This window comes from Pseudomonas fragi, assembly GCF_900105835.1.
GTDB classification, from domain to species: domain Bacteria; phylum Pseudomonadota; class Gammaproteobacteria; order Pseudomonadales; family Pseudomonadaceae; genus Aquipseudomonas; species Aquipseudomonas fragi.
The window spans coordinates 4,540,112-4,559,635 of the sequence record NZ_LT629783.1 but is presented as its reverse complement, the minus strand read 5'-3'; the positions used below and the strand labels follow the sequence as shown (position 1 = coordinate 4,559,635).

20 protein-coding genes are annotated in these 19,524 nt (G+C 61.4%); 11 read left to right on the top strand and 9 right to left on the bottom strand.

Annotation, left to right across the window (positions count from 1 at the left end; translation table 11 throughout):
* Positions 1–192 precede the first annotated feature (192 nt).
* The 4 genes from purM to BLU25_RS20950 all read left to right on the top strand — a co-directional run bounded on the left by purM (position 193) and on the right by BLU25_RS20950 (position 3,070).
* Complete coding sequence (purM, locus tag BLU25_RS20965) at positions 193–1,251, top strand: phosphoribosylformylglycinamidine cyclo-ligase (RefSeq protein WP_016779859.1); 1,059 nt, start codon at positions 193–195, stop codon at positions 1,249–1,251.
* A complete protein-coding gene (purN, locus tag BLU25_RS20960) occupies positions 1,251–1,901 on the top strand; it encodes a phosphoribosylglycinamide formyltransferase (protein ID WP_016779858.1) in 651 nt (216 codons plus the stop codon). The genes purM and purN overlap by 1 nt, the downstream gene beginning before the upstream one ends.
* 8 nt (positions 1,902–1,909) lie before the next feature.
* Positions 1,910–2,623 (top strand): DUF3108 domain-containing protein, encoded by a 714-nt coding sequence (locus BLU25_RS20955; RefSeq protein ID WP_016779857.1) that lies wholly within the window; start codon positions 1,910–1,912, stop codon positions 2,621–2,623.
* Positions 2,624–2,887: 264 nt separating this feature from the next.
* Positions 2,888–3,070: a hypothetical protein gene (locus BLU25_RS20950; protein WP_016779856.1), complete on the top strand. Its 183-nt coding sequence runs from the start codon at positions 2,888–2,890 to the stop codon at positions 3,068–3,070.
* 176 nt (positions 3,071–3,246) lie between these two features.
* On the opposite strand, the gene BLU25_RS20945 is transcribed toward BLU25_RS20950, so the two are convergent.
* The 7 genes from BLU25_RS20945 to BLU25_RS20915 form a co-directional block, all read right to left on the bottom strand.
* Positions 3,247–3,792, bottom strand: a complete 546-nt coding sequence (locus tag BLU25_RS20945) for a DUF2058 domain-containing protein (RefSeq protein ID WP_016779855.1) — start codon at positions 3,790–3,792, stop codon at positions 3,247–3,249.
* A 22-nt stretch (positions 3,793–3,814) separates the two neighbouring features.
* Positions 3,815–4,648: a nucleoside triphosphate pyrophosphohydrolase gene (gene mazG / locus BLU25_RS20940; protein ID WP_016779854.1), complete on the bottom strand. Its 834-nt coding sequence runs from the start codon at positions 4,646–4,648 to the stop codon at positions 3,815–3,817.
* Between the two features lie 116 nt (positions 4,649–4,764).
* Positions 4,765–7,020: a GTP diphosphokinase gene (gene relA / locus BLU25_RS20935; protein WP_016779853.1), complete on the bottom strand. Its 2,256-nt coding sequence runs from the start codon at positions 7,018–7,020 to the stop codon at positions 4,765–4,767.
* Between the two features lie 117 nt (positions 7,021–7,137).
* On the bottom strand, positions 7,138–8,490 hold the full coding sequence (gene rlmD / locus BLU25_RS20930; RefSeq protein ID WP_016779852.1) for a 23S rRNA (uracil(1939)-C(5))-methyltransferase RlmD: 1,353 nt from the start codon (positions 8,488–8,490) through the stop codon (positions 7,138–7,140).
* Positions 8,490–9,392, bottom strand: a complete 903-nt coding sequence (cysM, locus tag BLU25_RS20925) for a cysteine synthase CysM (protein ID WP_016779851.1) — start codon at positions 9,390–9,392, stop codon at positions 8,490–8,492. The genes rlmD and cysM overlap by 1 nt, the downstream gene beginning before the upstream one ends.
* A gap of 244 nt (positions 9,393–9,636) precedes the next feature.
* Positions 9,637–10,998, bottom strand: coding sequence for a sensor histidine kinase (locus tag BLU25_RS20920; RefSeq protein ID WP_016779850.1), 1,362 nt, complete (start codon positions 10,996–10,998; stop codon positions 9,637–9,639).
* Positions 10,988–11,707 carry a response regulator transcription factor gene (locus BLU25_RS20915; RefSeq protein ID WP_016779849.1) on the bottom strand — a complete coding sequence of 240 codons (720 nt, stop codon included), beginning with the start codon at positions 11,705–11,707 and terminating at the stop codon, positions 10,988–10,990. The genes BLU25_RS20920 and BLU25_RS20915 overlap by 11 nt, the downstream gene beginning before the upstream one ends.
* Positions 11,708–11,907: 200 nt before the next feature.
* On the opposite strand from BLU25_RS20915, the gene BLU25_RS20910 reads away from it, so the two are divergent.
* From BLU25_RS20910 to BLU25_RS20895, 4 genes are all read left to right on the top strand, one after another.
* On the top strand, positions 11,908–14,673 hold the full coding sequence (locus BLU25_RS20910) for a response regulator (protein ID WP_016779848.1): 2,766 nt from the start codon (positions 11,908–11,910) through the stop codon (positions 14,671–14,673).
* Between the two features lie 134 nt (positions 14,674–14,807).
* Positions 14,808–15,797 (top strand): 2-hydroxyacid dehydrogenase, encoded by a 990-nt coding sequence (locus tag BLU25_RS20905; protein WP_016779847.1) that lies wholly within the window; start codon positions 14,808–14,810, stop codon positions 15,795–15,797.
* 51 nt (positions 15,798–15,848) lie between these two features.
* Positions 15,849–16,286, top strand: a complete 438-nt coding sequence (locus BLU25_RS20900) for a hypothetical protein (protein ID WP_016779846.1) — start codon at positions 15,849–15,851, stop codon at positions 16,284–16,286.
* Positions 16,283–16,687, top strand: coding sequence for an META domain-containing protein (locus BLU25_RS20895; protein WP_016779845.1), 405 nt, complete (start codon positions 16,283–16,285; stop codon positions 16,685–16,687). Before BLU25_RS20900 ends, BLU25_RS20895 begins: the two co-directional genes overlap by 4 nt.
* A gap of 89 nt (positions 16,688–16,776) precedes the next feature.
* Here the strand turns inward: BLU25_RS20895 and BLU25_RS20890 are convergent, their stop codons facing one another.
* Positions 16,777–17,241 carry a TlpA disulfide reductase family protein gene (locus BLU25_RS20890; RefSeq protein ID WP_029611284.1) on the bottom strand — a complete coding sequence of 155 codons (465 nt, stop codon included), beginning with the start codon at positions 17,239–17,241 and terminating at the stop codon, positions 16,777–16,779.
* A 126-nt stretch (positions 17,242–17,367) separates the two neighbouring features.
* On the opposite strand from BLU25_RS20890, the gene arsC reads away from it, so the two are divergent.
* From arsC to BLU25_RS20875, 3 genes are read left to right on the top strand one after another with little or no spacing between them, the layout of a single operon-like run.
* Positions 17,368–17,721, top strand: coding sequence for an arsenate reductase (glutaredoxin) (gene arsC / locus BLU25_RS20885; RefSeq protein ID WP_016779843.1), 354 nt, complete (start codon positions 17,368–17,370; stop codon positions 17,719–17,721).
* Positions 17,718–18,323, top strand: a complete 606-nt coding sequence (gene wrbA / locus BLU25_RS20880; RefSeq protein ID WP_016779842.1) for an NAD(P)H:quinone oxidoreductase — start codon at positions 17,718–17,720, stop codon at positions 18,321–18,323. Before arsC ends, wrbA begins: the two co-directional genes overlap by 4 nt.
* The gene (locus tag BLU25_RS20875) at positions 18,316–18,723 is read left to right on the top strand and encodes a DUF2069 domain-containing protein (RefSeq protein ID WP_016779840.1); all 408 of its coding nucleotides are present in this window, start codon (positions 18,316–18,318) and stop codon (positions 18,721–18,723) included. The genes wrbA and BLU25_RS20875 overlap by 8 nt, the downstream gene beginning before the upstream one ends.
* 123 nt (positions 18,724–18,846) lie before the next feature.
* Here BLU25_RS20875 and BLU25_RS20870 read toward each other — a convergent pair whose 3' ends face one another.
* Positions 18,847–19,518 (bottom strand): DNA-3-methyladenine glycosylase I, encoded by a 672-nt coding sequence (locus tag BLU25_RS20870; RefSeq protein WP_016779839.1) that lies wholly within the window; start codon positions 19,516–19,518, stop codon positions 18,847–18,849.
* Positions 19,519–19,524 lie beyond the last annotated feature (6 nt).

Sequence of the window (19,524 nt, the reverse complement as noted above, 5' to 3'; positions counted from 1 at the left end):
TTTTCGCCAGATATAACCCTGCCTGTCGGCCCGAGGATGGCCGCTGCCCTTCAAGCCTGATAAAATCGCGCGCCTTCGCAGACCGGCAACAGCCGGGCACCGTGCAAATGCTCTGCAGCACTCAAAGAGCACTGGCAAGCCTGCCCCCTGAACTCGGTCGATACCCCCGAATCCCCCCTAAAGGCCTGGATTATGAGCAAGCAACCATCCCTGAGCTACAAAGACGCCGGTGTAGACATCGACGCCGGTGAAGCATTGGTCGAACGCATCAAGAGCGTGGCCAAGCGCACTGCACGCCCGGAAGTGATGGGCGGCCTCGGCGGTTTTGGCGCCCTCTGCGAAATTCCGGCTGGCTACAAGCAGCCTGTTCTGGTTTCCGGCACTGACGGCGTCGGCACCAAGCTGCGCCTGGCGCTGAACCTGAACAAGCACGACAGCATCGGTATCGACCTGGTTGCCATGTGCGTCAACGACCTGATCGTATGCGGCGCCGAGCCTCTGTTCTTCCTTGACTACTACGCCACCGGCAAGCTCAACGTTGAAACCGCAACCCAGGTGGTTACCGGTATCGGCGCTGGCTGCGAACTGTCCGGTTGCTCCCTGGTGGGCGGCGAAACCGCTGAAATGCCAGGCATGTACGAAGGCGAAGACTACGACCTGGCCGGCTTCTGCGTTGGCGTTGTCGAAAAATCCGAGATCATCGACGGTTCCAAAGTAGCGGCCGGCGACGCCCTGCTCGCCCTGCCGTCCTCGGGCCCGCACTCCAACGGCTACTCGCTGATCCGCAAGATCATCGAAGTGTCGGGTGCCGACATCGAAAACATCCAGCTCGACGGCAAGCCACTGACCGACCTGCTGATGGCGCCGACCCGCATCTACGTCAAGCCGTTGCTCAAGCTGATCAAGGAAACCGGCGTGGTCAAGGCAATGGCCCACATCACTGGTGGTGGCCTGCTCGACAACATCCCGCGCGTTCTGCCAAAAGGCGCCCAGGCCGTGGTTGACGTTGCCAGCTGGCAGCGCCCTGCCGTATTCGACTGGCTGCAGGAAAAAGGCAACGTGGACGAGCACGAAATGCACCGCGTGCTGAACTGCGGTGTTGGCATGGTGATCTGCGTGGCCCAGGCCGATGTTGAAACCGCGCTGAACGTACTGCGTGAAGCGGGCGAGCAGCCTTGGGTCATCGGCCAGATCGCAACCGCCGCTGAAGGCGCTGCGCAAGTTGAGCTGCAAAACATCAAGGCGCACTAATGCCTGATACCTGTGATGTAGTGGTGCTGCTTTCCGGCACCGGCAGCAACTTGCAGGCCTTGATCGACAGCGATGACGTCAAGGCCAGCCCGGCAAACATCCGCGCGGTTATCTCCAACCGCGCCGACGCCTACGGCCTGCAACGCGCCAAAGACGCGGGTATCGATACCCGCGTACTGGATCACAAGGCATTCGAGGGCCGCGAGGCCTTCGATGCTGCACTGATCGAAGTCATCGACGAATTCAAACCGCAACTGGTGGTTCTGGCCGGGTTCATGCGCATTCTCAGCGCAGATTTCGTGCGTCACTATCAGGGGCGCCTGCTCAATATCCACCCCTCCCTGCTGCCCAAGTACAAAGGCTTGCACACCCATCAGCGGGCGCTGGAAGCGGGTGATGGCGAGCACGGCTGCAGCGTGCACTTTGTGACCGAGGAACTCGACGGCGGGCCTCTGGTCGTACAGGCAGTGATACCGGTAGAGTCCGATGACTCGCCACACAGTCTGGCGCAACGGGTTCACGCCCAGGAACACCGGATTTATCCGCTTGCAGTGCGCTGGTTTGCCGAAGGTCGCTTGTCTCTTGACGAGCAAGGCGCATTATTGGACGGTCAATTACTTGCGGCCAGCGGCCACTTGATACGAACCTAGGAGAACTTATGCGTCGTGCCCTGCTTCTCGCCCTTAGCCTGCTGGCTATTCCAGCAGTCCAAGCGGCCGATCTTCAGCCTTTCAAGGCCAGCTACACCGCAGACTGGAAACAGCTGCCCATGAGCGGTTCTGCCGAGCGCAGCCTGACCAAGAGCGACAACGGCATCTGGACCTTGAACTTCAAGGCATCGATGCTGGTGGCCAGCCTGAACGAAGAAAGCACGCTCAAGATCGAGAAAAACGCGCTGATCCCGCTCACCTACCACTTTGAACGTGGTGGCCTGGGCAAAGCGAAAAAGATCGATCTGGATTTCGACTGGGCGACCAAAATGGTCACCGGCACCGATCAGGGCGACGCAGTCAAAGTGCCTTTGCTCAGCGGCATGCTCGACAAGTCCACCTACCAGCTGGCGCTGCAGCGTGACGTAGAAGCCGGCAAGAAGTCCATGAGCTACCAGGTGGTTGACGGTAATGACGTGGACACCTATGACTTCCGCGTGATCGGCCCTGAAGTGGTTGAAACCAAGGCAGGCAAGGTCGACGCCATCAAGGTTGAGCGCGTACGCGACCCGACACAGAACAAGCGCATCACCGAAATGTGGTTCGCCAAGAACTGGGATTCGCTGCTGGTCAAACTGCGTCAGGTCGAAAAAGACGGCAAGGAATACAACATCATGCTGCTGGACGGCACGGTGAACGGCAAACCGGTCAAGGGCAACTAAGCGACACGCCTTTAGCTGCACGCCTCAAAAACCTCGCTTCGGCGAGGTTTTTTTTGGTTTGGAGCCCCCTGAAACATGAAACTTTTGTCATAAAACTATCGGCCAAATCCGTAAACAGCCCGGTTTACAAGGGCTGCAGCGTTTAGCTCTGTTTAACAAGATGACAGTGCGACAATCAGCTATTTACTTAGGAAGCTAACAAATTCTATAAAGAAGTCCTGCGACGCCTTGCCGCAGGCCCTCATCAGAATTTGGAGCAAGCAGATGACTATCAAAGTAACTGAGCGCGACGATTCACGTATGTTCCACCAACTGGTAGCCCACGGAGTCCACCTGTGGGATGTGCATCAAGAAGACATACTGGTAGGCATGTTCCACCGCGAGAGCGACGCTCACAGCTACAAGGCTGAGCTGGAAAAGCTGGAAGCGCAGAAACGCCAGGCCTGAACCACGGCAATTACAGTCTTGAAAAACACAAACCCCGCCGAAGCGGGGTTTGTTTTGTTATGCGCCAACACAACACTCCGTGGGAGCGGGCTTGCTCGCGATGCAGACGCTGCGATCTTCCAGCTAAACCGCGTCGATGCAATCGCGAGCAAGCCCGCTCCCACAGGTTGTGTGTCTTACCACATCAGGTCATCAGGAATCTGGTATGCCGCGTAAGGATCGTCTTCTTCCGGGGTTTTCGGCTCAACCAGGATGTTCAGCTGCACGATCCGGCGCGGGTCGCGCTCCTGGATCTTCAACGCCGCCTCACGGGGGATGACTTCATAGCCGCCCTGGTGCTGCACGATCGCCAGCGAGCCATTGGCCAGTTTGTTGCGCATCAGGGTGTTTACCGACAGGCGCTTGACCTTCTTGTCGTCAACGAAGTTGTAGTAGTCCTCGGTGTTCAGCTTGGGCAAGCGCGACACTTCGATCAATTGCTTGATCTGCGCAGCACGGGCCTTTTGCTCGACCTTTTCCTGCTGCTGGCGGTTCAGTTCCTGGTCACGCTTGACCTTCTCGGCCTTGGCCTCGGCAGCCAGGCGCTGCTGGGTGTCGTCCAGCTCGATCTGGCCCTTGTGGGCCAGGCGCTGCTGCTTCTGTTTTTCTTTGCCGGCCTGCTTGGCCTGCTTCTCGTTGACCAGTCCGGCTTTGAGCAACTGGTCGCGTAGGGAAATGCTCATCTACTTACTCACTTAGGCAAACTCAGCCGCAGCTGGGCAAATTCTTTTCCTGGCGCTTGGCTTCGCCCCACAGGGCGTCCAGGTCTTCAAGGGTGCAACTTTCAATGGGACGCAGGGTATCGCGCAATGCCTGCTCAATAAACCGGAAACGTCGATCAAATTTTGTATTGGCGCCACGCAAGGCGGTTTCAGGGTCCACTTTAAGATGACGGGCCAGGTTGACCACGGAAAACAGCAGGTCGCCTATTTCCTCATGAATGGCCGACGAATCGTTGTCAGCCATGGCCTCCAGCACTTCGTCCAGCTCCTCTCGTACCTTGTCCAGCACCGGCAAGGCTGCTGGCCAGTCAAAACCGACCTGGGCGGCGCGCTTTTGCAGCTTGGCGGCACGGGACAACGCCGGCAGGGCTACTGGCACATCATCCAGCAAGGACAACTGCTCGGGGGCTGCAGATTTTTCTGCGCGCTCCTCGGCCTTGATCTCATCCCAGCGTACCTTGACCTGTTCTTCGCTCAGGCGCGGCACATCCAGCGGCGCATACAGGTCGCCAGTTGGAAACACATGGGGGTGACGGCGGATCAGCTTGCGGGTGATGCTGTCGATCACCGCGGCAAATTCGAAACGGCCTTCTTCGCGGGCCAGCTGGCTGTAATACACCACCTGGAACAGCAAATCGCCGAGTTCACCCTGCAGGTGCTCGAAGTCGCCCTGCTCGATCGCGTCAGCAACCTCGTAGGCTTCTTCAAGGGTGTAGGGCACGAGGGTGGCATACGTCTGCTTGATATCCCACGGGCAGCCATATTGCGGATCGCGCAGGCGGGCCATAAGGTGAAGCAGGTCGTCGAGGTTATACATCTGTAATCCTTTGGCACACGCTAACCACACCCTGTGGGAGCGGGCTTGCTCGCGATGTGAACACCCCCGACTCACCGAGGTGATGCAATCGCGAGCAAGCCCGCTCCCACAAAGGATCAGCGCGGCTCGCTGCGCCCGATCCGGCGGGTTTCGATGATGTTCGGCAGTTGCGAGATACGCCCCAGCAAGCGCCCCAGTGCGTCCAGCCCCGGGATCTCGATGGTCAGGGTCATCAACGCCGTGTTGTTTTCCTTGTTCGAGCGGGTGTTGACCGCCAGCACGTTGATCCGCTCGTTGAGCAGCACCTGGGAAACGTCACGCAGCAAACCGGAACGATCATAGGCGCGGATCTCGATATCCACCGGATACGTCGAAACCGGGATCGGCCCCCAGTTAACCTGGATCATCCGCTCCGGCTCACGGCTGCCCAGTTGCAGCACCGAGGCGCAGTCCTGGCGGTGGATGCTGACGCCACGGCCCTGGGTGATGTAACCGACGATCGCATCCCCCGGCAACGGCTGGCAGCAGCCGGCCATCTGGGTCAGCAGGTTGCCGACGCCTTCGATCTGGATATCGCCGCGCTTGCCCGGCTTGTAGCCCGTGGCCTTGCGCGGGATCAGCTCCATCTGTTCGCTGCCGCGCTCGGGCTCGACCTGTTGCTGGGCCAGGTTGATCAACTGCGCCAGGCGCAAGTCGCCCGCGCCAAGCGCCGCGTACATGTCCTCGGCGGTGCGCATGTTGGCCTTGTCGGCGAGCTTCTCGTAGTCCACCGCAGGCAGGCCCAAACGGCCGAGTTCGCGCTCGAGCATGGTCTTGCCGGCCGCGACGTTCTGGTCGCGGGCCTGCAGCTTGAACCAGTGGACGATCTTGGCCCGCGCCCGCGAGGTGGTGACATAGCCCAGGTTCGGGTTCAGCCAGTCGCGGCTCGGCGTACCGTGCTTGCTGGTGATGATCTCGACCTGCTCACCGGTCTGCAGGCTGTAGTTGAGCGGCACGATGCGCCCGTTGATCTTGGCACCACGGCAGTTGTGGCCGATTTCGGTGTGCACCCGGTAGGCAAAGTCCAGCGGCGTCGCCCCTTTGGGCAAGTCGATGGCATGCCCGTCCGGGGTAAAGATGTATACCCGGTCCGGCTCGATATCGACCCGCAGCTGATCGGCCAGCCCGCCGATATCACCCAGCTCTTCGTGCCATTCCAGCACCTGGCGCAACCACGAGATTTTCTCTTCGTACTGGTTGGACCCGGCCTTGACGTCGGTGCCCTTGTAACGCCAGTGCGCGCAAACCCCCAGCTCGGCCTCTTCGTGCATGGCGTGGGTGCGGATCTGCACTTCGAGCACCTTGCCTTCAGGCCCGATCACGGCAGTGTGCAGCGAGCGGTAGCCGTTCTCCTTGGGGTTGGCGATATAGTCGTCGAATTCTTTGGGGATATGCCGCCACAGGGTATGAACGATGCCCAGCGCGGTGTAGCAATCGCGCATCTCCGGCACCAGAACCCGCACCGCACGCACGTCATAGATCTGGCTGAAGGCCAGGCCCTTGCGCTGCATTTTGCGCCAGATCGAGTAGATATGCTTGGCCCGGCCGCTGATGTCGGCGTCGGTCACCCCGGTGGCTTCCAGCTCGGTACGCAGCTGGTTCATCACATCGCTGATAAAGCGCTCGCGGTCGAGGCGCCGCTCATGCAGCAAGGTGGCAATTTGTTTGTACTGCTCGGGTTCCAGGTAACGGAAGGACAAATCCTCCAGTTCCCACTTGATATGGCCGATGCCCAGGCGGTGCGCCAGTGGCGCATAAATATCGAACACCTCGCGGGCGACGCGGTTGCGCTTTTCGTCCGGGGCGTTTTTGACAGCGCGAATCGCGCAGGTACGTTCAGCCAGCTTGATCAGTGCCACGCGAACGTCATCAACCATCGCTACCAGCATCTTGCGCAGGTTTTCGACCTGGCCCTGGGAGCCCAGCACCATTGACTGACGCGGGCTGAGGCTGGCACTGATGGCCGCCATGCGCAGTACACCGTCAATCAGCTTGGCCACTACCGGACCGAAGCGCTGGCTGACCGCCGGGAGCTGAATCTGACCTTCACGCACGCCGCGATACAAAATTGCCGCTACCAGGGAGTCCTGATCCAGTTTCAGATCGGCCAGGATCTCGGCGATTTCTAACCCGGTACGAAAGCTCGATGTGCCTTCAGTCCACAGGTTTTTCGCGGCATTGGCTTGCTGCTCGGCCTCGCGTGCAAACTCGCACGCTTCTTTCAAGGCTTCACGGTCCAGCGCCACATCGACACTCACCGCATGATCGAGCCATGCCTCAAGGTTGAGACTGCCGTCGGTGTTGATCGGCTGGTGTGCTCTGACCTGTACCATCTTGCTTACCTTCCCTACAGCGCACGTCTGGTGCGCCGAAATCACAGGCCCTAATCCCAACCCGCGCTACAGGGCATCACTGCGCGGGTTGCGGGCCCGTTGAAATAGACAGACATCCTAGTCTGCTTCAAATAACGCCATCGCCTCGACATGAGCTGTTTGCGGGAACATGTCGAGGATTGCGGCACGTTTTAACCGGTAACCCTGTTTCATCAATTCAACCGTGTCGCGCGCCAGCGTGGCCGGGTTGCACGACACATACACCAAACGTTTGGCGCCCAGGCCAGACAGCTTGCGTACCACCTCATAGGCACCGTCGCGGGGCGGGTCAAGCAGCACCGCACTGAACCCCTTCTTGGCCCAGTCTGCATCCACCAGCGGCTGCGACAGGTCGGCCTGAAAAAACACTGCATTATGCAGGCTGTTACTGACCGCGTTTTGCGCTGCGCGTTCGACCATGGTCGCAACACCTTCTACAGCCACCACTTCGCGCACCTGTTTGGCCAGTGGTAATGCGAAGTTACCCAGCCCACAGAACAAGTCAAGAATCCGTTCGTCAGCTTGTGGTGCAAGCCACTTTATGGCTTGGGCCACCATTGCTTCATTGACGCCGGCATTGACCTGGACAAAGTCCCCGGGACGATACGCCAGCTCCAGATCCCACTGTTCCAGACGATAGCCCAGCGCACGGGTCAGATCGACCGGTTGCGGCCCGTCTTCACCCTGCAGCCACAATTGGGCGTTATGGGTGATGCAAAAATTCTGCAATACGTTCATATCGGCATCACTGAGCGGCGCCATGTGCCGCAACAGCACGGCAATCGCCGAGCCGCTGAACAACTCCACATGGCCCAGGGCCTTGGGATTGCCCAGTTGACGCAACATGGCGGGCAGCCCCGTCATGATAGGTTGCAAGGCCTGTACCAGAACCAAACAGTGATCAATGGCGACGATATCCTGGCTACCTGCAGCCCGAAACCCCACTTCCAGATGCTTGGCCCGCGCATCCCAACGCACCGCGATGCGCGCCCGGCGGCGATAGCCGAACTCGGGGCCGGTCAAAGGCGCTGCCCACTCTTGAGGTTCGACACCAGCCACGCGGGACAGTTGCTCGGCCAGCATGCGCTGTTTCAGTGCAAGCTGCTCTTCATGGGGCAAATGCTGCACGCTGCAACCGCCGCACTTGCTTGCATGGACACAGGGTGCCTCGCGACGGATCTCGCTGGCCTTGAAAACACGCTCGGTACGCGCCTCAACGACTTTACCGTGGGCGCCCAGCACCCGCGCTTCAACTTCTTCACCGGCCAGCGCACCCGCGACAAACCAGGTACGCCCTTCAATAAAGGCAATACCGCGGCCGTCATTGGCCAGGCGCTCGATATTCAAACGCTGTTTCTTGCCCGTGGGCACTTGCGCAGCCTTGGTGCCGCCAGCAGGCTGGAAGCGCAGGCCTCTCTCTTGCTTGGCCATCAGTTGGGTGCGTCGTAGATGCCGGTCGACAAGTAACGGTCGCCCCGGTCACAAATGATCGCGACCATCACCGCGTTTTCGACTTCCTGGTTCAGGCGCAGCATTGCCGCCACCGCCCCGCCCGAGGACACGCCACAGAAAATGCCTTCTTCGCGGGCCAGGCGACGGGTGACGTCTTCGGCTTCGCGCTGGGCCATGTCGACGATGCGATCAACGCGGTCGGCCTGATAGATTTTTGGCAGGTATTCGGTCGGCCAGCGGCGGATACCCGGGATGGCAGCGCCTTCCATCGGCTGCAAACCGACGATTTGAACCCCTGGATTTTGCTCCTTGAGGTAGCGCGACACGCCCATGATGGTGCCAGTGGTGCCCATCGAACTGATGAAGTGGGTGATGGTACCGTTGGTCTGGCGCCAGATTTCCGGGCCGGTGCCGGTGTAGTGCGCCTCGGGGTTGTCACCGTTGGCGAACTGGTCGAGCACCTTGCCCAGGCCCTTGGCCTGCATCTGGTCGGCCAGGTCGCGGGCACCTTCCATGCCCTCTTCCTGGCTGACCAGGATCAGCTCGGCACCATAGGCGGTCATGGCCGCCTTGCGCTCAGCGCTGGAGTTGTCGGGCATGATCAGGATCATCTTGTAGCCCTTGATCGCCGCCGCCATCGCCAGGGCAATACCGGTATTGCCCGAAGTGGCTTCGATCAAGGTATCGCCGGGCTGGATCTGGCCGCGCGCTTCGGCGCGGGCAATCATCGACAGAGCCGGACGGTCCTTGACCGAGCCTGCAGGGTTATTCCCTTCGAGCTTGAGCAACAAGGTGTTGGAGGTGTTCCCGGCCAGGCGCTGCAAGCGCACCAGAGGGGTGTTGCCGACGCAATCGGCGATAGTTGGGTACTGCAATGTCATGGCGTATTCGCAATCCAGACCGCGGGGCCGCACATCATACCGACAAACGCCCGGAGCCCATATCACGCAAAGTGTGGTGCTTATGGTTAAAGGCTATAAGCGCCGCAAGCCCTTCACAATAATTCCTGTGGGAGCCGGGCTTGCCCGCGATGCTGACACCGCGCTCTGTCAGTTAAAACGGGCTGATACCCTCGCGGGCAAGCTCGCTCCCACAGGGATGTATGCATACCGGCGGCCAGAGCGTTTACACCACATGCCCTGCCGGCAAACGAACATGCACCCGCAACCCGCCAGCATGGTTCTCGGCCCACAAACTGCCGCCCTGCAGGCGCAGCGCATTGCGCGCAATGCTCAGGCCCAGGCCAAAGCCGCCATCCCCAGGGCGCGACCCGTCGAGGCGGGTAAAGGGCGCAAAAATCCGCTCCAGTTCTTCAGGCGCCACCCCGCCGCCCTGATCGTCGAGCCACAGATGCCACATGTCGCCTTCGCGCTGGCCGCTGAGGCTGACGATGCCGTCAGGCGGCGAATGGCGGATGGCATTGCGCAGGATATTCTCCAGCGCCTGGGCCAGGCTGTTGAGGTGCCCGCGCACCCAGCACTGCTCATCCACCCGGCAAGGCAGCCGCGATTGCGGCCAGCCGCTTTCAAAGCGGGCATTTTCGGTGAGCATTTCCCACAACGCCTGCACCTGGATGTCTTCCACCGGCAGCGGGCCGCGCTCGGCGTCCAACCAGGCCAGTTGCAGGGTGTCCTCGACCAGCCGCTGCATGCCGTCCACTTCGCGACTCAAACGCTCGCGCAAGGCCTCGACCCCCTGCTCGCTGTCACAGGCCACCCGTAAACGGCTCAAGGGCGTGCGCAGTTCATGGGACAGGTCACGGAGCAATTGCTGCTGTTGCGACACCGTGCTCTGCAAACGCTCGGACATTTGATCGAACGCCCGCGCCAGTTCGCCCAGTTCGTCCTGACGGCTGGTGGTCTGGCTCGACAGCCTTGCCCCCAACTGGTCAGCCCGCCAGGCGTTGGCCTGCTCGCGCAGATGGTTGAGCGGCACAATAAGCACGCGGTACAGGCCCACGCACAGCAGCAGCGTAAGCAAACCCGGAATCACACCATTGGTCACAATCCGCCAGACCACCTGGGAGCGTCCGGGCATAAAGCGCTGCGGTAACTCGATAACCAGGCTGCCCAAGGACGGGTCCCGGGGAAAGGGCACCTTGATCCACGGCCGTGCCGTTTTCATATGGCTGATGGGCCAGTCCAGGCCGCGCAAAAAGGTCAGGCGCTCGCTTTCTCGCTCGCTCAGCGGGTAGCTGCTCAGCGATTGCAGGTCCTGGCCAATCACCCCGACCCAGCCGGGTTCCCGGCGCCCCATGCCTTGCAGCCACTGGTCGACGCCGGTTTGCTGGCCGGTCTCCCAGGCGCGCTCGGCCTCACCGGCATAGCGCACCAGGGTGCCGTGGGCCTGCTCGGACAAAAACCCGGTGCGTTTGTCCATGTAGCGGCCCCAGGACCAGCTGAGCCAGATCATCAGCAAGCAGAACACCACCAGCAAACAGGCCAGCTTCCAGAACACCGAGTTTTTGCCGGGCACCTTACAGGGCATCGCTGGCGCTCAGCACATAGCCCTTGCCCCATACCGTGCGCACTTCGCGCTGGTGGTAGCCGATGGTCTTGAGTTTGCGCCGGATCTGGCTGATATGCATGTCCAGGCTACGGTCGTGGGCGGCATAGCCGCGTTGCAACACCTGCTGATAGAGGAACGCCTTGCTCAGTACCTCGTCGGCATTGCGCTGCAAGGTGTCGAGCAAGCGGAACTCGCTGCGGGTCAACCCGGCCCATTGCTCGCCACAGCGCACGTCACTGGCCTGTTCATCGAACCACAGGCCATGTTCAGGGGCTGTCGGCTGCGCCACACCGGGCATGCGGTCCAGGGCCACGCGGCGCAGGATGGCCTGGATGCGCACCCGCAGTTCGGCCATGCTGAACGGCTTGGGCAGGTAGTCGTCGGCGCCCAGCTGGAACCCGCTGATGCGGTCGGCCTCGGCGCCCAGCGCAGACATCAGGATCACCGGCAAGGCGTGGGTCTGGCGCAGTTGCGTAAGCACCTGCAACCCATTCATGCCGGGCAGCAGGATATCCATCAGCACCACGTCAAAATGCTCCTGCCGGGCGCGGGCCAGACCCTCCTGGCCGTTCTGGCACCAGATAACGTCAAACCCGCAGCGCCCCAACTGCTCGTGCAGGTAGGCACCCAGAACGGGGTCGTCTTCAATGGTCAGAAGGCGCGAAGGGCTAACAGCTACGGGATTCATTAGCGTCTGCAAGTAATTCTCAATCGGCGATTATTCAAGATTGAGCCACTGCGGGCAACCGGCATGGCCTTTACCCGGTCTGATAATCAGAAACTGATGGCAAATTTTCAAAGATTTGCCGGTCACCATATGGCTACACTGCCACCTGGGCCGGGCGGGATGCCCGGGCCATTCTTAAAAATGCAGGGCTGGAGAGTTGCGTGCTTAAAAACCTCGGTATCAAAGGCCGCGTATTGCTGCTGACGCTTTTACCCGTCAGCCTGATGGCAACGGTGCTGGGCGGCTACTTCACCTGGTTGCAACAGTCCGAACTGCAATCGCAGTTGCTGCAGCGCGGCGAAATGATCGCCGAGCAGCTCGCGCCGCTGGTGGCCCCGGCGATGGGCCGGCATGACACCGCCCTGCTGGCCCGCATCGCCACCGAATCCCTTGAGCAGCAGGACGTGCGCGCCGTGGCGTTCCTCAACGCCAACCACGAGCCCCTCGCCCATGCCGGGCCGATCATGCTCAACCGGGCCCCGCTGGGCAGCAGCACCCAACTGCAACAGCGTACCGACAACGATGCCACGCGTTACCTGTTGCCGGTGTTCGGCCGCCACCGCAACCTGGCCGGGGATGTGATCCCTAACGAAGCCCATCGCCTGCTGGGCTGGGTGGAGCTGGAACTGTCACACAACGGCATGCTGCTGCGCAGCTATCGCAACCTGTTTGCCAGCCTGCTGTTGATCGCCACCGGGCTGGTACTGACCACCCTGCTGGCCTTGCGCATGAGCCGCACCATCAACGCACCGCTGGGCCAGATCAAGCAAGCCGTGGCCCAGCTCAAGGACGGGCACCTGGAAACCCGTCTGCCGCCCTTGGGCAGCCACGAGCTGGACGAACTGGCCTCGGGCATCAATCGCATGGCCGAAACCCTGCACAATGCCCAGGAAGAACTGCAACACAGCGTCGACCAGGCCACCGAAGACGTGCGCCAGAACCTCGAAACCATTGAAATCCAGAACCTGGAACTTGACCTGGCCCGCAAGGAAGCACTGGAGGCCAGCCGCATCAAGTCCGAATTCCTGGCCAACATGAGCCATGAAATCCGCACGCCGCTCAATGGCATCCTCGGTTTTACCCACCTGCTGCAAAAAAGTGAGCTGACGCCGCGCCAGTTCGACTACCTGAATACCATCGAAAAATCAGCTGACAGCCTGCTGGGCATCATCAACGAGATTCTCGACTTTTCAAAAATCGAAGCCGGCAAGCTGGTGCTGGACAACATTCCGTTCAATTTGCGCGACCTGCTGCAGGACACCCTGACCATTCTCGCGCCCTCGGCCCACGACAAAGGCCTGGAACTGGTCAGCCTGGTCTATCGCGACACGCCGCTGTCGCTGGTGGGTGACCCGCTGCGGCTCAAGCAAATCCTCACCAACCTGGTCAACAACGCCATCAAGTTCACCCGTGAAGGCACCATTGCCGTACGCGCCATGCTTGAAGACCAGGACGAAAACGAAACCGATGGCAGCGTGCAATTGCGCATCAGCGTGCAAGACACCGGCATCGGCCTCACCGCTCAGGATATCCGCGCCCTGTTCCAGGCCTTCAGCCAGGCCGACAACTCGCTGTCCCGCCAGCCCGGCGGCACCGGGTTGGGGCTGGTGATTTCCAAGCGACTGGTGGAGCAGATGGGCGGCGAAATCGGCGTGGAAAGCACCCCCGGCGAAGGTTCGGTGTTCTGGATCAGCGTCAAGCTGCCCAAGGCCCGCGATGATGTCGAAGACTTGCCCGGCGCCCCGCTGCTGGGCCGGCGTGTCGCCATTCTGGAAAAACACGACCTGGCCCGCCAGGCCCTGCACCACCAGTTGGAAGACTGCGGCCTGGAAGTCACGCCCTGCACCACCCTGGAAAACCTCACCAACTGCGTCACCGGCGCCCACCAGACCGCGCAGGCGATTGACCTGGCGGTGCTCGGGGTGACGGCCAACGACATGCCCCCCGAGCGCCTCAACCAGCATATCTGGGACCTTGAGCACCTGGGCTGCAAGGTGCTGGTGCTGTGCCCAACCACCGAGCAGGGGCTGTTCAATCCTGTGGTGACCAACCCGCACAGCCAACTGCTGGCCAAGCCCGCCTGCACCCGTAAATTGCGCCGCGCCCTGGCCGACCTGATCAACCCGCGCCAGCCCCGCAGCGAGCCTGGCGAACCGCTGGCCAGCCGTGCGCCGCGCATCCTGTGCGTGGATGACAACCCGGCCAACCTGCTGTTGGTGCAAACCCTGCTGGAAGGCATGGGCGCCAAAGTGGCAGCAGCGGACAGCGGTTATGCCGCCCTTGATGCGGTCAAGACACAAGACTTCGACCTGGTGCTGATGGATGTGCAAATGCCCGGCATGGACGGGCGTGAAACCACGGAGGTGTTACGCCAATGGGAAAGCGAGCGCCAATGCACACCGCTGCCGGTGGTCGCACTGACGGCCCACGCCATGGCCAACGAAAAACGTGCCCTGCTGCAAAGCGGCATGGATGACTACCTGACCAAACCCATCAGTGAACGCCAATTGGCCCAGGTGGTGTTGAAGTGGACAGGGCTGGCCTTGCGCAATCAGACCAGCGACAACCCTCACGAACCGCAGCGCCATAACGCGCAATTGCCAGTTCTGGATCACGAAGAAGGCCTGCGTCTGGCCGCAGGCAAGGCCGACCTGGCCATCGACATGCTGGCCATGCTGCTGGCCTCGCTGGAAGCCGACCGCGACGCCATTCGCCAGGCGCGCGACGCCAAAGACAACAACGCGCTGATCGAACGCGTCCACCGCCTGCACGGCGCCACGCGTTACTGCGGCGTGCCGCAACTGCGCGCGGCCTGCCAGCGCAGCGAGACCCTGCTCAAGCAAACCAGCCCCAACGCTGCTACCGCCCTGGACGAGCTGGATCTAGCCATCACACGCCTGGCCAAAGAAGCACGCAGTACCGCATAGCAACATCATTGCGTGGGAGCGGGCTTGCTCGCGAGGGCATCGCCCCGGTTTACCCGGCACACAGCGCCGCCTGAATCGCGGGCAAGCCCTCCCCCACACATGCCGATTTGTGGTTACACACTAAGGAAGACCCCATGCGCACGATTCTTTTCAGCAGCCAGACCTACGACCGCGACAGCTTTACCGCGGCCGCACAAGACGACGGCAACGAGCTGCACTTCCAACCAGCGCGCCTGACCCTGGACACCGCGGCGCTGGCCCATGACTACGAAGTGGTCTGCCCGTTTATCAATGACGACCTCAGTGCCCCCGTGCTGGAGCAACTGGCCGCTGGCCGTACCCGCCTGATCGCCTTGCGCTCGGCCGGCTACAACCATGTCGACCTGCCCGCCGCCAAGCGCCTGGGCCTGAGTGTGGTGCGCGTACCCGCCTACTCGCCCCATGCCGTGGCCGAACATGCCGTGGCCCTGATCCTGGCCCTCAACCGTCGCCTGCATCGCGCCTATAACCGCACCCGCGAAGGTGACTTCACCCTGCACGGGTTGACCGGTTTCGACCTGGTGGGCAAAACCGTGGGCGTGGTGGGCACCGGCCAGATCGGCGCCACGTTCGGCAAGATCATGGCCGGTTTCGGCTGCAAGCTGCTGTGTTTCGACCCCTACCCCAACGCCGAACTGCTGGCACTGGGCGCGCAATACGTCACCCTGCCCGAGCTGCTGGCCGGTTCGCACATCATCTCCCTGCATTGCCCGCTGACCGCAGACAACAAGCACCTGATCAACGCCACCAGCCTGGCCACCCTCAAACATGGCGCCATGCTGATCAACACCGGGCGCGGCGCACTGGTCCATACGCCGGCGCTGATCGAAGCACTCAAGAGCGGCCAGTTGGGCTATCTGGGGCTGGATGTGTACGAGGAAGAGGCCCAGCTGTTCTTCGAGGACCGCTCCGACCTGCCCTTGCAGGATGATGTGCTGGCGCGGCTGCTGACCTTTCCCAACGTGATCATTACCGCTCATCAGGCGTTTCTGACCCGCGAGGCGCTGAACGCGATTGCAGCCACTACCCTGAGCAATATCGCGGCCTGGAAAAACGGCGTGGCGCAAAACCTGATCGAAGGTTGAGTCTGGACTTTGATGCCTGCGTGCTAGCATAGCGACTTACTTGGAGGACCCATGGTCGAACACGATTTTCGCTACAGCCTGCTTAACCCGCAGCACACCCTGATTGAATGCCGCGCTCTGGCGCCGGGCCTGTATCAAGTCACCGGTAACGGTGGCTCGATTCAAGCCGGTGACGTGCTGATTGTGTCCCTCAAGGGCAGCAAGACCTTGTCCATGCGCTTGAGCGTCGACAAGGTCCGTCACCTGATCAACCCGCGCGGCCAGTGGGTTGCCGTAACCAAGGGGCCGGTTTTCGGCGAATTGGCGATACATGAATGGCAGGTCAACTGCGATGCTTGCGCCAAGGAGCTGAAATTCGAGTTCGCGGTCGACGCCAAACTCGGCACCAAGGCCCAAAAGCCTGCAGCCACGGCGCGCATTGCCGAGCTGGGCTGGAGCACTGAAGGCAGCAAGCATGTGTGCCCGCAATGCCAAAAGGCTGCGCAATGAAACGTTTGATCCTGCTGGCCGTACTGGGCGCAAGCCTGGCGGGCTGCGCGGGTGACCCGGTGAAGCTGCAGCAGAACCACACCTATGTACTGGAGTGGATCGGCGAGCGACCGCTGATCGACAACAGCCACCTGACCGTCACCCTGGACGATGCTGGCCGGGCCTATGGCAGTGGCGGTTGCAATCACTGGTTCGCGCCTTACACCCTGGAAGGCGACAAGCTGACCTTTAGTGGCGTGGGCAGCACCCGCAAAGCCTGTGCACCGGCGCTGATGGAGCAGGAGCATCGATTCTTCGAAGCCCTGCAAACCGTCCAGCGCTGGGACATTTCGCCGATCGAGCAGGTGCGCTTCTGGCCTGCCGAAGGCAAGCCGCTGCGGCTTTGGCCGGAAGAAGGCTGATACAGCGCGGCGTTTGAATCGCGAGCAAGCCCGCTCCCACAAGGTTGGCGTCAACCTGTGGGAGCGGGCTTGCTCGCGATGGCTGCGACTCAGGCCCCCCTGAGTTCCTTGATCTTGGCCAGCAGCCCGGCCGCAGTCTGCTCGCCCATCAAGGTCGCCCGTACCTTGCCCTTCTCATCAAGGATATAGGTCACCGGCAGCGCTTCACTGCGTGGTAAATCGAACACTTCCGCCGGATCCTGCGCCAGCACGGTGAAGGTGATGCCCAGCGCAGCACTCGCGTCGCTCAGCTCCTTGCCCTGCAAGCCATCGAAATTGACCCCGAACACCCCCACCGACTGCCCCTGCAGCTGTTTTTCCAGGGAGTTGAGTTCAGGAATCTCGATGCGGCACGGGCCACACCACTCGGCCCAGTAGTTGATAATCTTCCACTGCTTGTCCAGACGCTCCGACGCGATCTTCTGTCCGTGCTGATCGACCCCATAATCATTTCCGCAACCAGCCAGCAATAACGTGGCGGAAACGGCAGCTACTGCCATGAGTCGCTTTAACATGCGTTGATCCTTCCCGGTAAATACAAACAAAAAGCCATTAGCGAGCGGCCATTTACCGCATACGGTTCAGGCGCGCCCGTCAGGCGGGTAGAATAGCCGCCACCTTACGCAAGATGCGACCCGCACATGACCGATCTGACGCTTTATCACAACCCGCGCTGCTCGAAATCCCGCGGTGCGCTCGAACTCCTCGAAGCCCGCGGCCTGACCCCCACCGTGGTGCGCTACCTCGAAACGCCGCTGAGCGCCGCGCAACTGCGCGACCTGCTGGCCAGGCTGAACCTCAGCGCCCGCCAGCTGCTACGCAGCGGTGAAGACGAGTACAAGGCCCTTAACCTGGGCGACAGCAGCCTCAGCGAAGCACACCTGATCGACGCGATGGCGGCCCACCCCAAGTTGATCGAGCGGCCGATCCTGGTCGCAGGCGACAAGGCCGTGATTGGCCGCCCGCCGGAAAAAATCCTGGAGATCCTGCCGTGAGCGCGCCTTATATTCTGGTTCTGTTTTACAGCCGCAACGGTTCGACCAGCGAAATGGCCCGGCAAATTGCCCGGGGCATCGAGCAAGGTGGCCTTGAGGCGCGCCTGCGCACTGTGCCGGCCATCTCTGCCGAATGCGAAGCCGTGGCCCCAGCCATTCCCGACGACGGCGCGATGTACGCCAGCCTCGACGACCTGAAAAACTGCTCGGGGCTGGCCCTGGGCAGCCCGACGCGTTTCGGCAACATGGCCGCGCCGCTCAAGTACTTTCTCGATGGCACCAGCAACCTGTGGCTGACCGGCGCACTGGTCGGCAAGCCGGCGGGTGTGTTCACCTCCACCGCCAGCCTGCACGGCGGCCAGGAAAGCACCCTGCTGTCGATGCTGCTGCCGCTGATGCACCACGGCATGCTGGTCACCGGCCTGCCCTACAGCGAATCGGCCCTGCTCCATACCACCGCGGGTGGCACGCCTTATGGCCCGAGCCATCATGCCGGTGCTGACGGCAAGCGCGGCCTGGACGAGCACGAAATCGCCCTGTGCCGGGCCCTGGGTCAGCGTTTGGCCACTATTGCGCTGAAACTGGAGAGCAACCGTGGCTAAAAAGCCCAAAGTGCTACCGCCCATCGAATGGCTGGAGCCGCGGGTGCGGCTGATGCGCGTAATAAGCCTGGTGTGCTTTTTTGGCCTGATCGGCTTGCTGTGTGCTTACTACCTGATCTTTGCCGACCTGCACGGCGCCCGGCCGTGGGTGATCCTGTTGATCGAACTGGTGCCGTTGATGTTTGTGGTGCCCGGCATGCTGATGGGCAGCCCACGCGGGCACTCGTTCACCTGCTATGTGGTCAACCTGTACCTGATCAAGGGAGCGCTGGCGGCATTCGACCCCAACCGCCAGGTCTTCGGCCTGCTGGAAATCGCCGCCAGCGTGGCGGTGTTTGTCAGTGCCTTGTTGTTTGTGCGCTGGCGCTACCAGCTGGATCGGCGCCTGAGCGGCGAGTGATGCAGCTGTTGTGGGAGCGGGCTTGCTCGCGAGGCAGACGACTCGGTGTATCAGGTACATCGAGGCGCTGCCATCGCGGGCAAGCCTCGCTCCCACAGGCTTTTGGCCGCTCACAAAGCCTGGTTAGTGATTCACCGTAAACGCCAGCATCTGTGACAGCTGGCACATTGGCCGGCCACTCTCGGCGTGCCACTGGTTGAAGGCGTTCTGCACAATCGCCAGGTCGCGCAGGCTGGTCGGCGCCTTGTCCACCAGCTTCTGCGCGTTCAGCGCGGCCACCACGTCATAGCTGGGCACAAAAGTGTCCTTGCCGACCATGCGCAAAAAACGCGGAGCCGACAAACCGCCCAGCTGATGCCCATGCTTGGCCAGGTACTTCCACAACCCGACGATATCGGTCACTGGCCAGTCGGCGATAAACGCGCCGAAACTGCCGTGCTCGTGGGCGATATCGAGCACCATCTGGGCATTGCGCGGCACGCTTTTAAGCTTGCCCAGATGGCGGATGATCCGCGCATCCTGCATCAACCGCTCCAGGTGCTCGGCGCCCATCAGCACCACTTTTTCCGGGTCAAAACCAAAGAACACTTCTTCAAATACTGGCCACTTGGCATCGACCACGCTGTGCTTGAGCCCGGCACGGAAGACGCGCAGGGCCAGGGTCGACAGGTAGCGATCGTCGCTGATCCGGCGCAATTGTTCCGCGGTTTTCGGGACGGGCAATTGGGCTTCAAGTGCGGCTGACGAACCAAAGCGGTTCAAACAGTATCCGTGCAGCCATTTGTAGTCGCGCATGCCCTC

What these genes read in the sequence shown, in the direction of transcription:
- BLU25_RS20900 (WP_016779846.1), top strand. Translation starts at nt 15,849, where the DNA reads ATGGTCGAACACGATTTTCGCTACAGCCTGCTTAACCCGCAGCACACC.
- BLU25_RS20945 (WP_016779855.1), bottom strand. Translation starts at nt 3,792, where the DNA reads ATGAGCATTTCCCTACGCGACCAGTTGCTCAAAGCCGGACTGGTCAAC.
- mazG (WP_016779854.1), bottom strand. Translation starts at nt 4,648, where the DNA reads ATGTATAACCTCGACGACCTGCTTCACCTTATGGCCCGCCTGCGCGAT.
- BLU25_RS20870 (WP_016779839.1), bottom strand. Translation starts at nt 19,518, where the DNA reads ATGCGCGACTACAAATGGCTGCACGGATACTGTTTGAACCGCTTTGGT.
- BLU25_RS20955 (WP_016779857.1), top strand. Translation starts at nt 1,910, where the DNA reads ATGCGTCGTGCCCTGCTTCTCGCCCTTAGCCTGCTGGCTATTCCAGCA.
- BLU25_RS20895 (WP_016779845.1), top strand. Translation starts at nt 16,283, where the DNA reads ATGAAACGTTTGATCCTGCTGGCCGTACTGGGCGCAAGCCTGGCGGGC.
- BLU25_RS20950 (WP_016779856.1), top strand. Translation starts at nt 2,888, where the DNA reads ATGACTATCAAAGTAACTGAGCGCGACGATTCACGTATGTTCCACCAA.
- BLU25_RS20890 (WP_029611284.1), bottom strand. Translation starts at nt 17,241, where the DNA reads ATGTTAAAGCGACTCATGGCAGTAGCTGCCGTTTCCGCCACGTTATTG.
- BLU25_RS20905 (WP_016779847.1), top strand. Translation starts at nt 14,808, where the DNA reads ATGCGCACGATTCTTTTCAGCAGCCAGACCTACGACCGCGACAGCTTT.
- purM (WP_016779859.1), top strand. Translation starts at nt 193, where the DNA reads ATGAGCAAGCAACCATCCCTGAGCTACAAAGACGCCGGTGTAGACATC.
- purN (WP_016779858.1), top strand. Translation starts at nt 1,251, where the DNA reads ATGCCTGATACCTGTGATGTAGTGGTGCTGCTTTCCGGCACCGGCAGC.
- cysM (WP_016779851.1), bottom strand. Translation starts at nt 9,392, where the DNA reads ATGACATTGCAGTACCCAACTATCGCCGATTGCGTCGGCAACACCCCT.
- relA (WP_016779853.1), bottom strand. Translation starts at nt 7,020, where the DNA reads ATGGTACAGGTCAGAGCACACCAGCCGATCAACACCGACGGCAGTCTC.
- arsC (WP_016779843.1), top strand. Translation starts at nt 17,368, where the DNA reads ATGACCGATCTGACGCTTTATCACAACCCGCGCTGCTCGAAATCCCGC.
- BLU25_RS20915 (WP_016779849.1), bottom strand. Translation starts at nt 11,707, where the DNA reads ATGAATCCCGTAGCTGTTAGCCCTTCGCGCCTTCTGACCATTGAAGAC.
- BLU25_RS20920 (WP_016779850.1), bottom strand. Translation starts at nt 10,998, where the DNA reads ATGCCCTGTAAGGTGCCCGGCAAAAACTCGGTGTTCTGGAAGCTGGCC.
- rlmD (WP_016779852.1), bottom strand. Translation starts at nt 8,490, where the DNA reads ATGGCCAAGCAAGAGAGAGGCCTGCGCTTCCAGCCTGCTGGCGGCACC.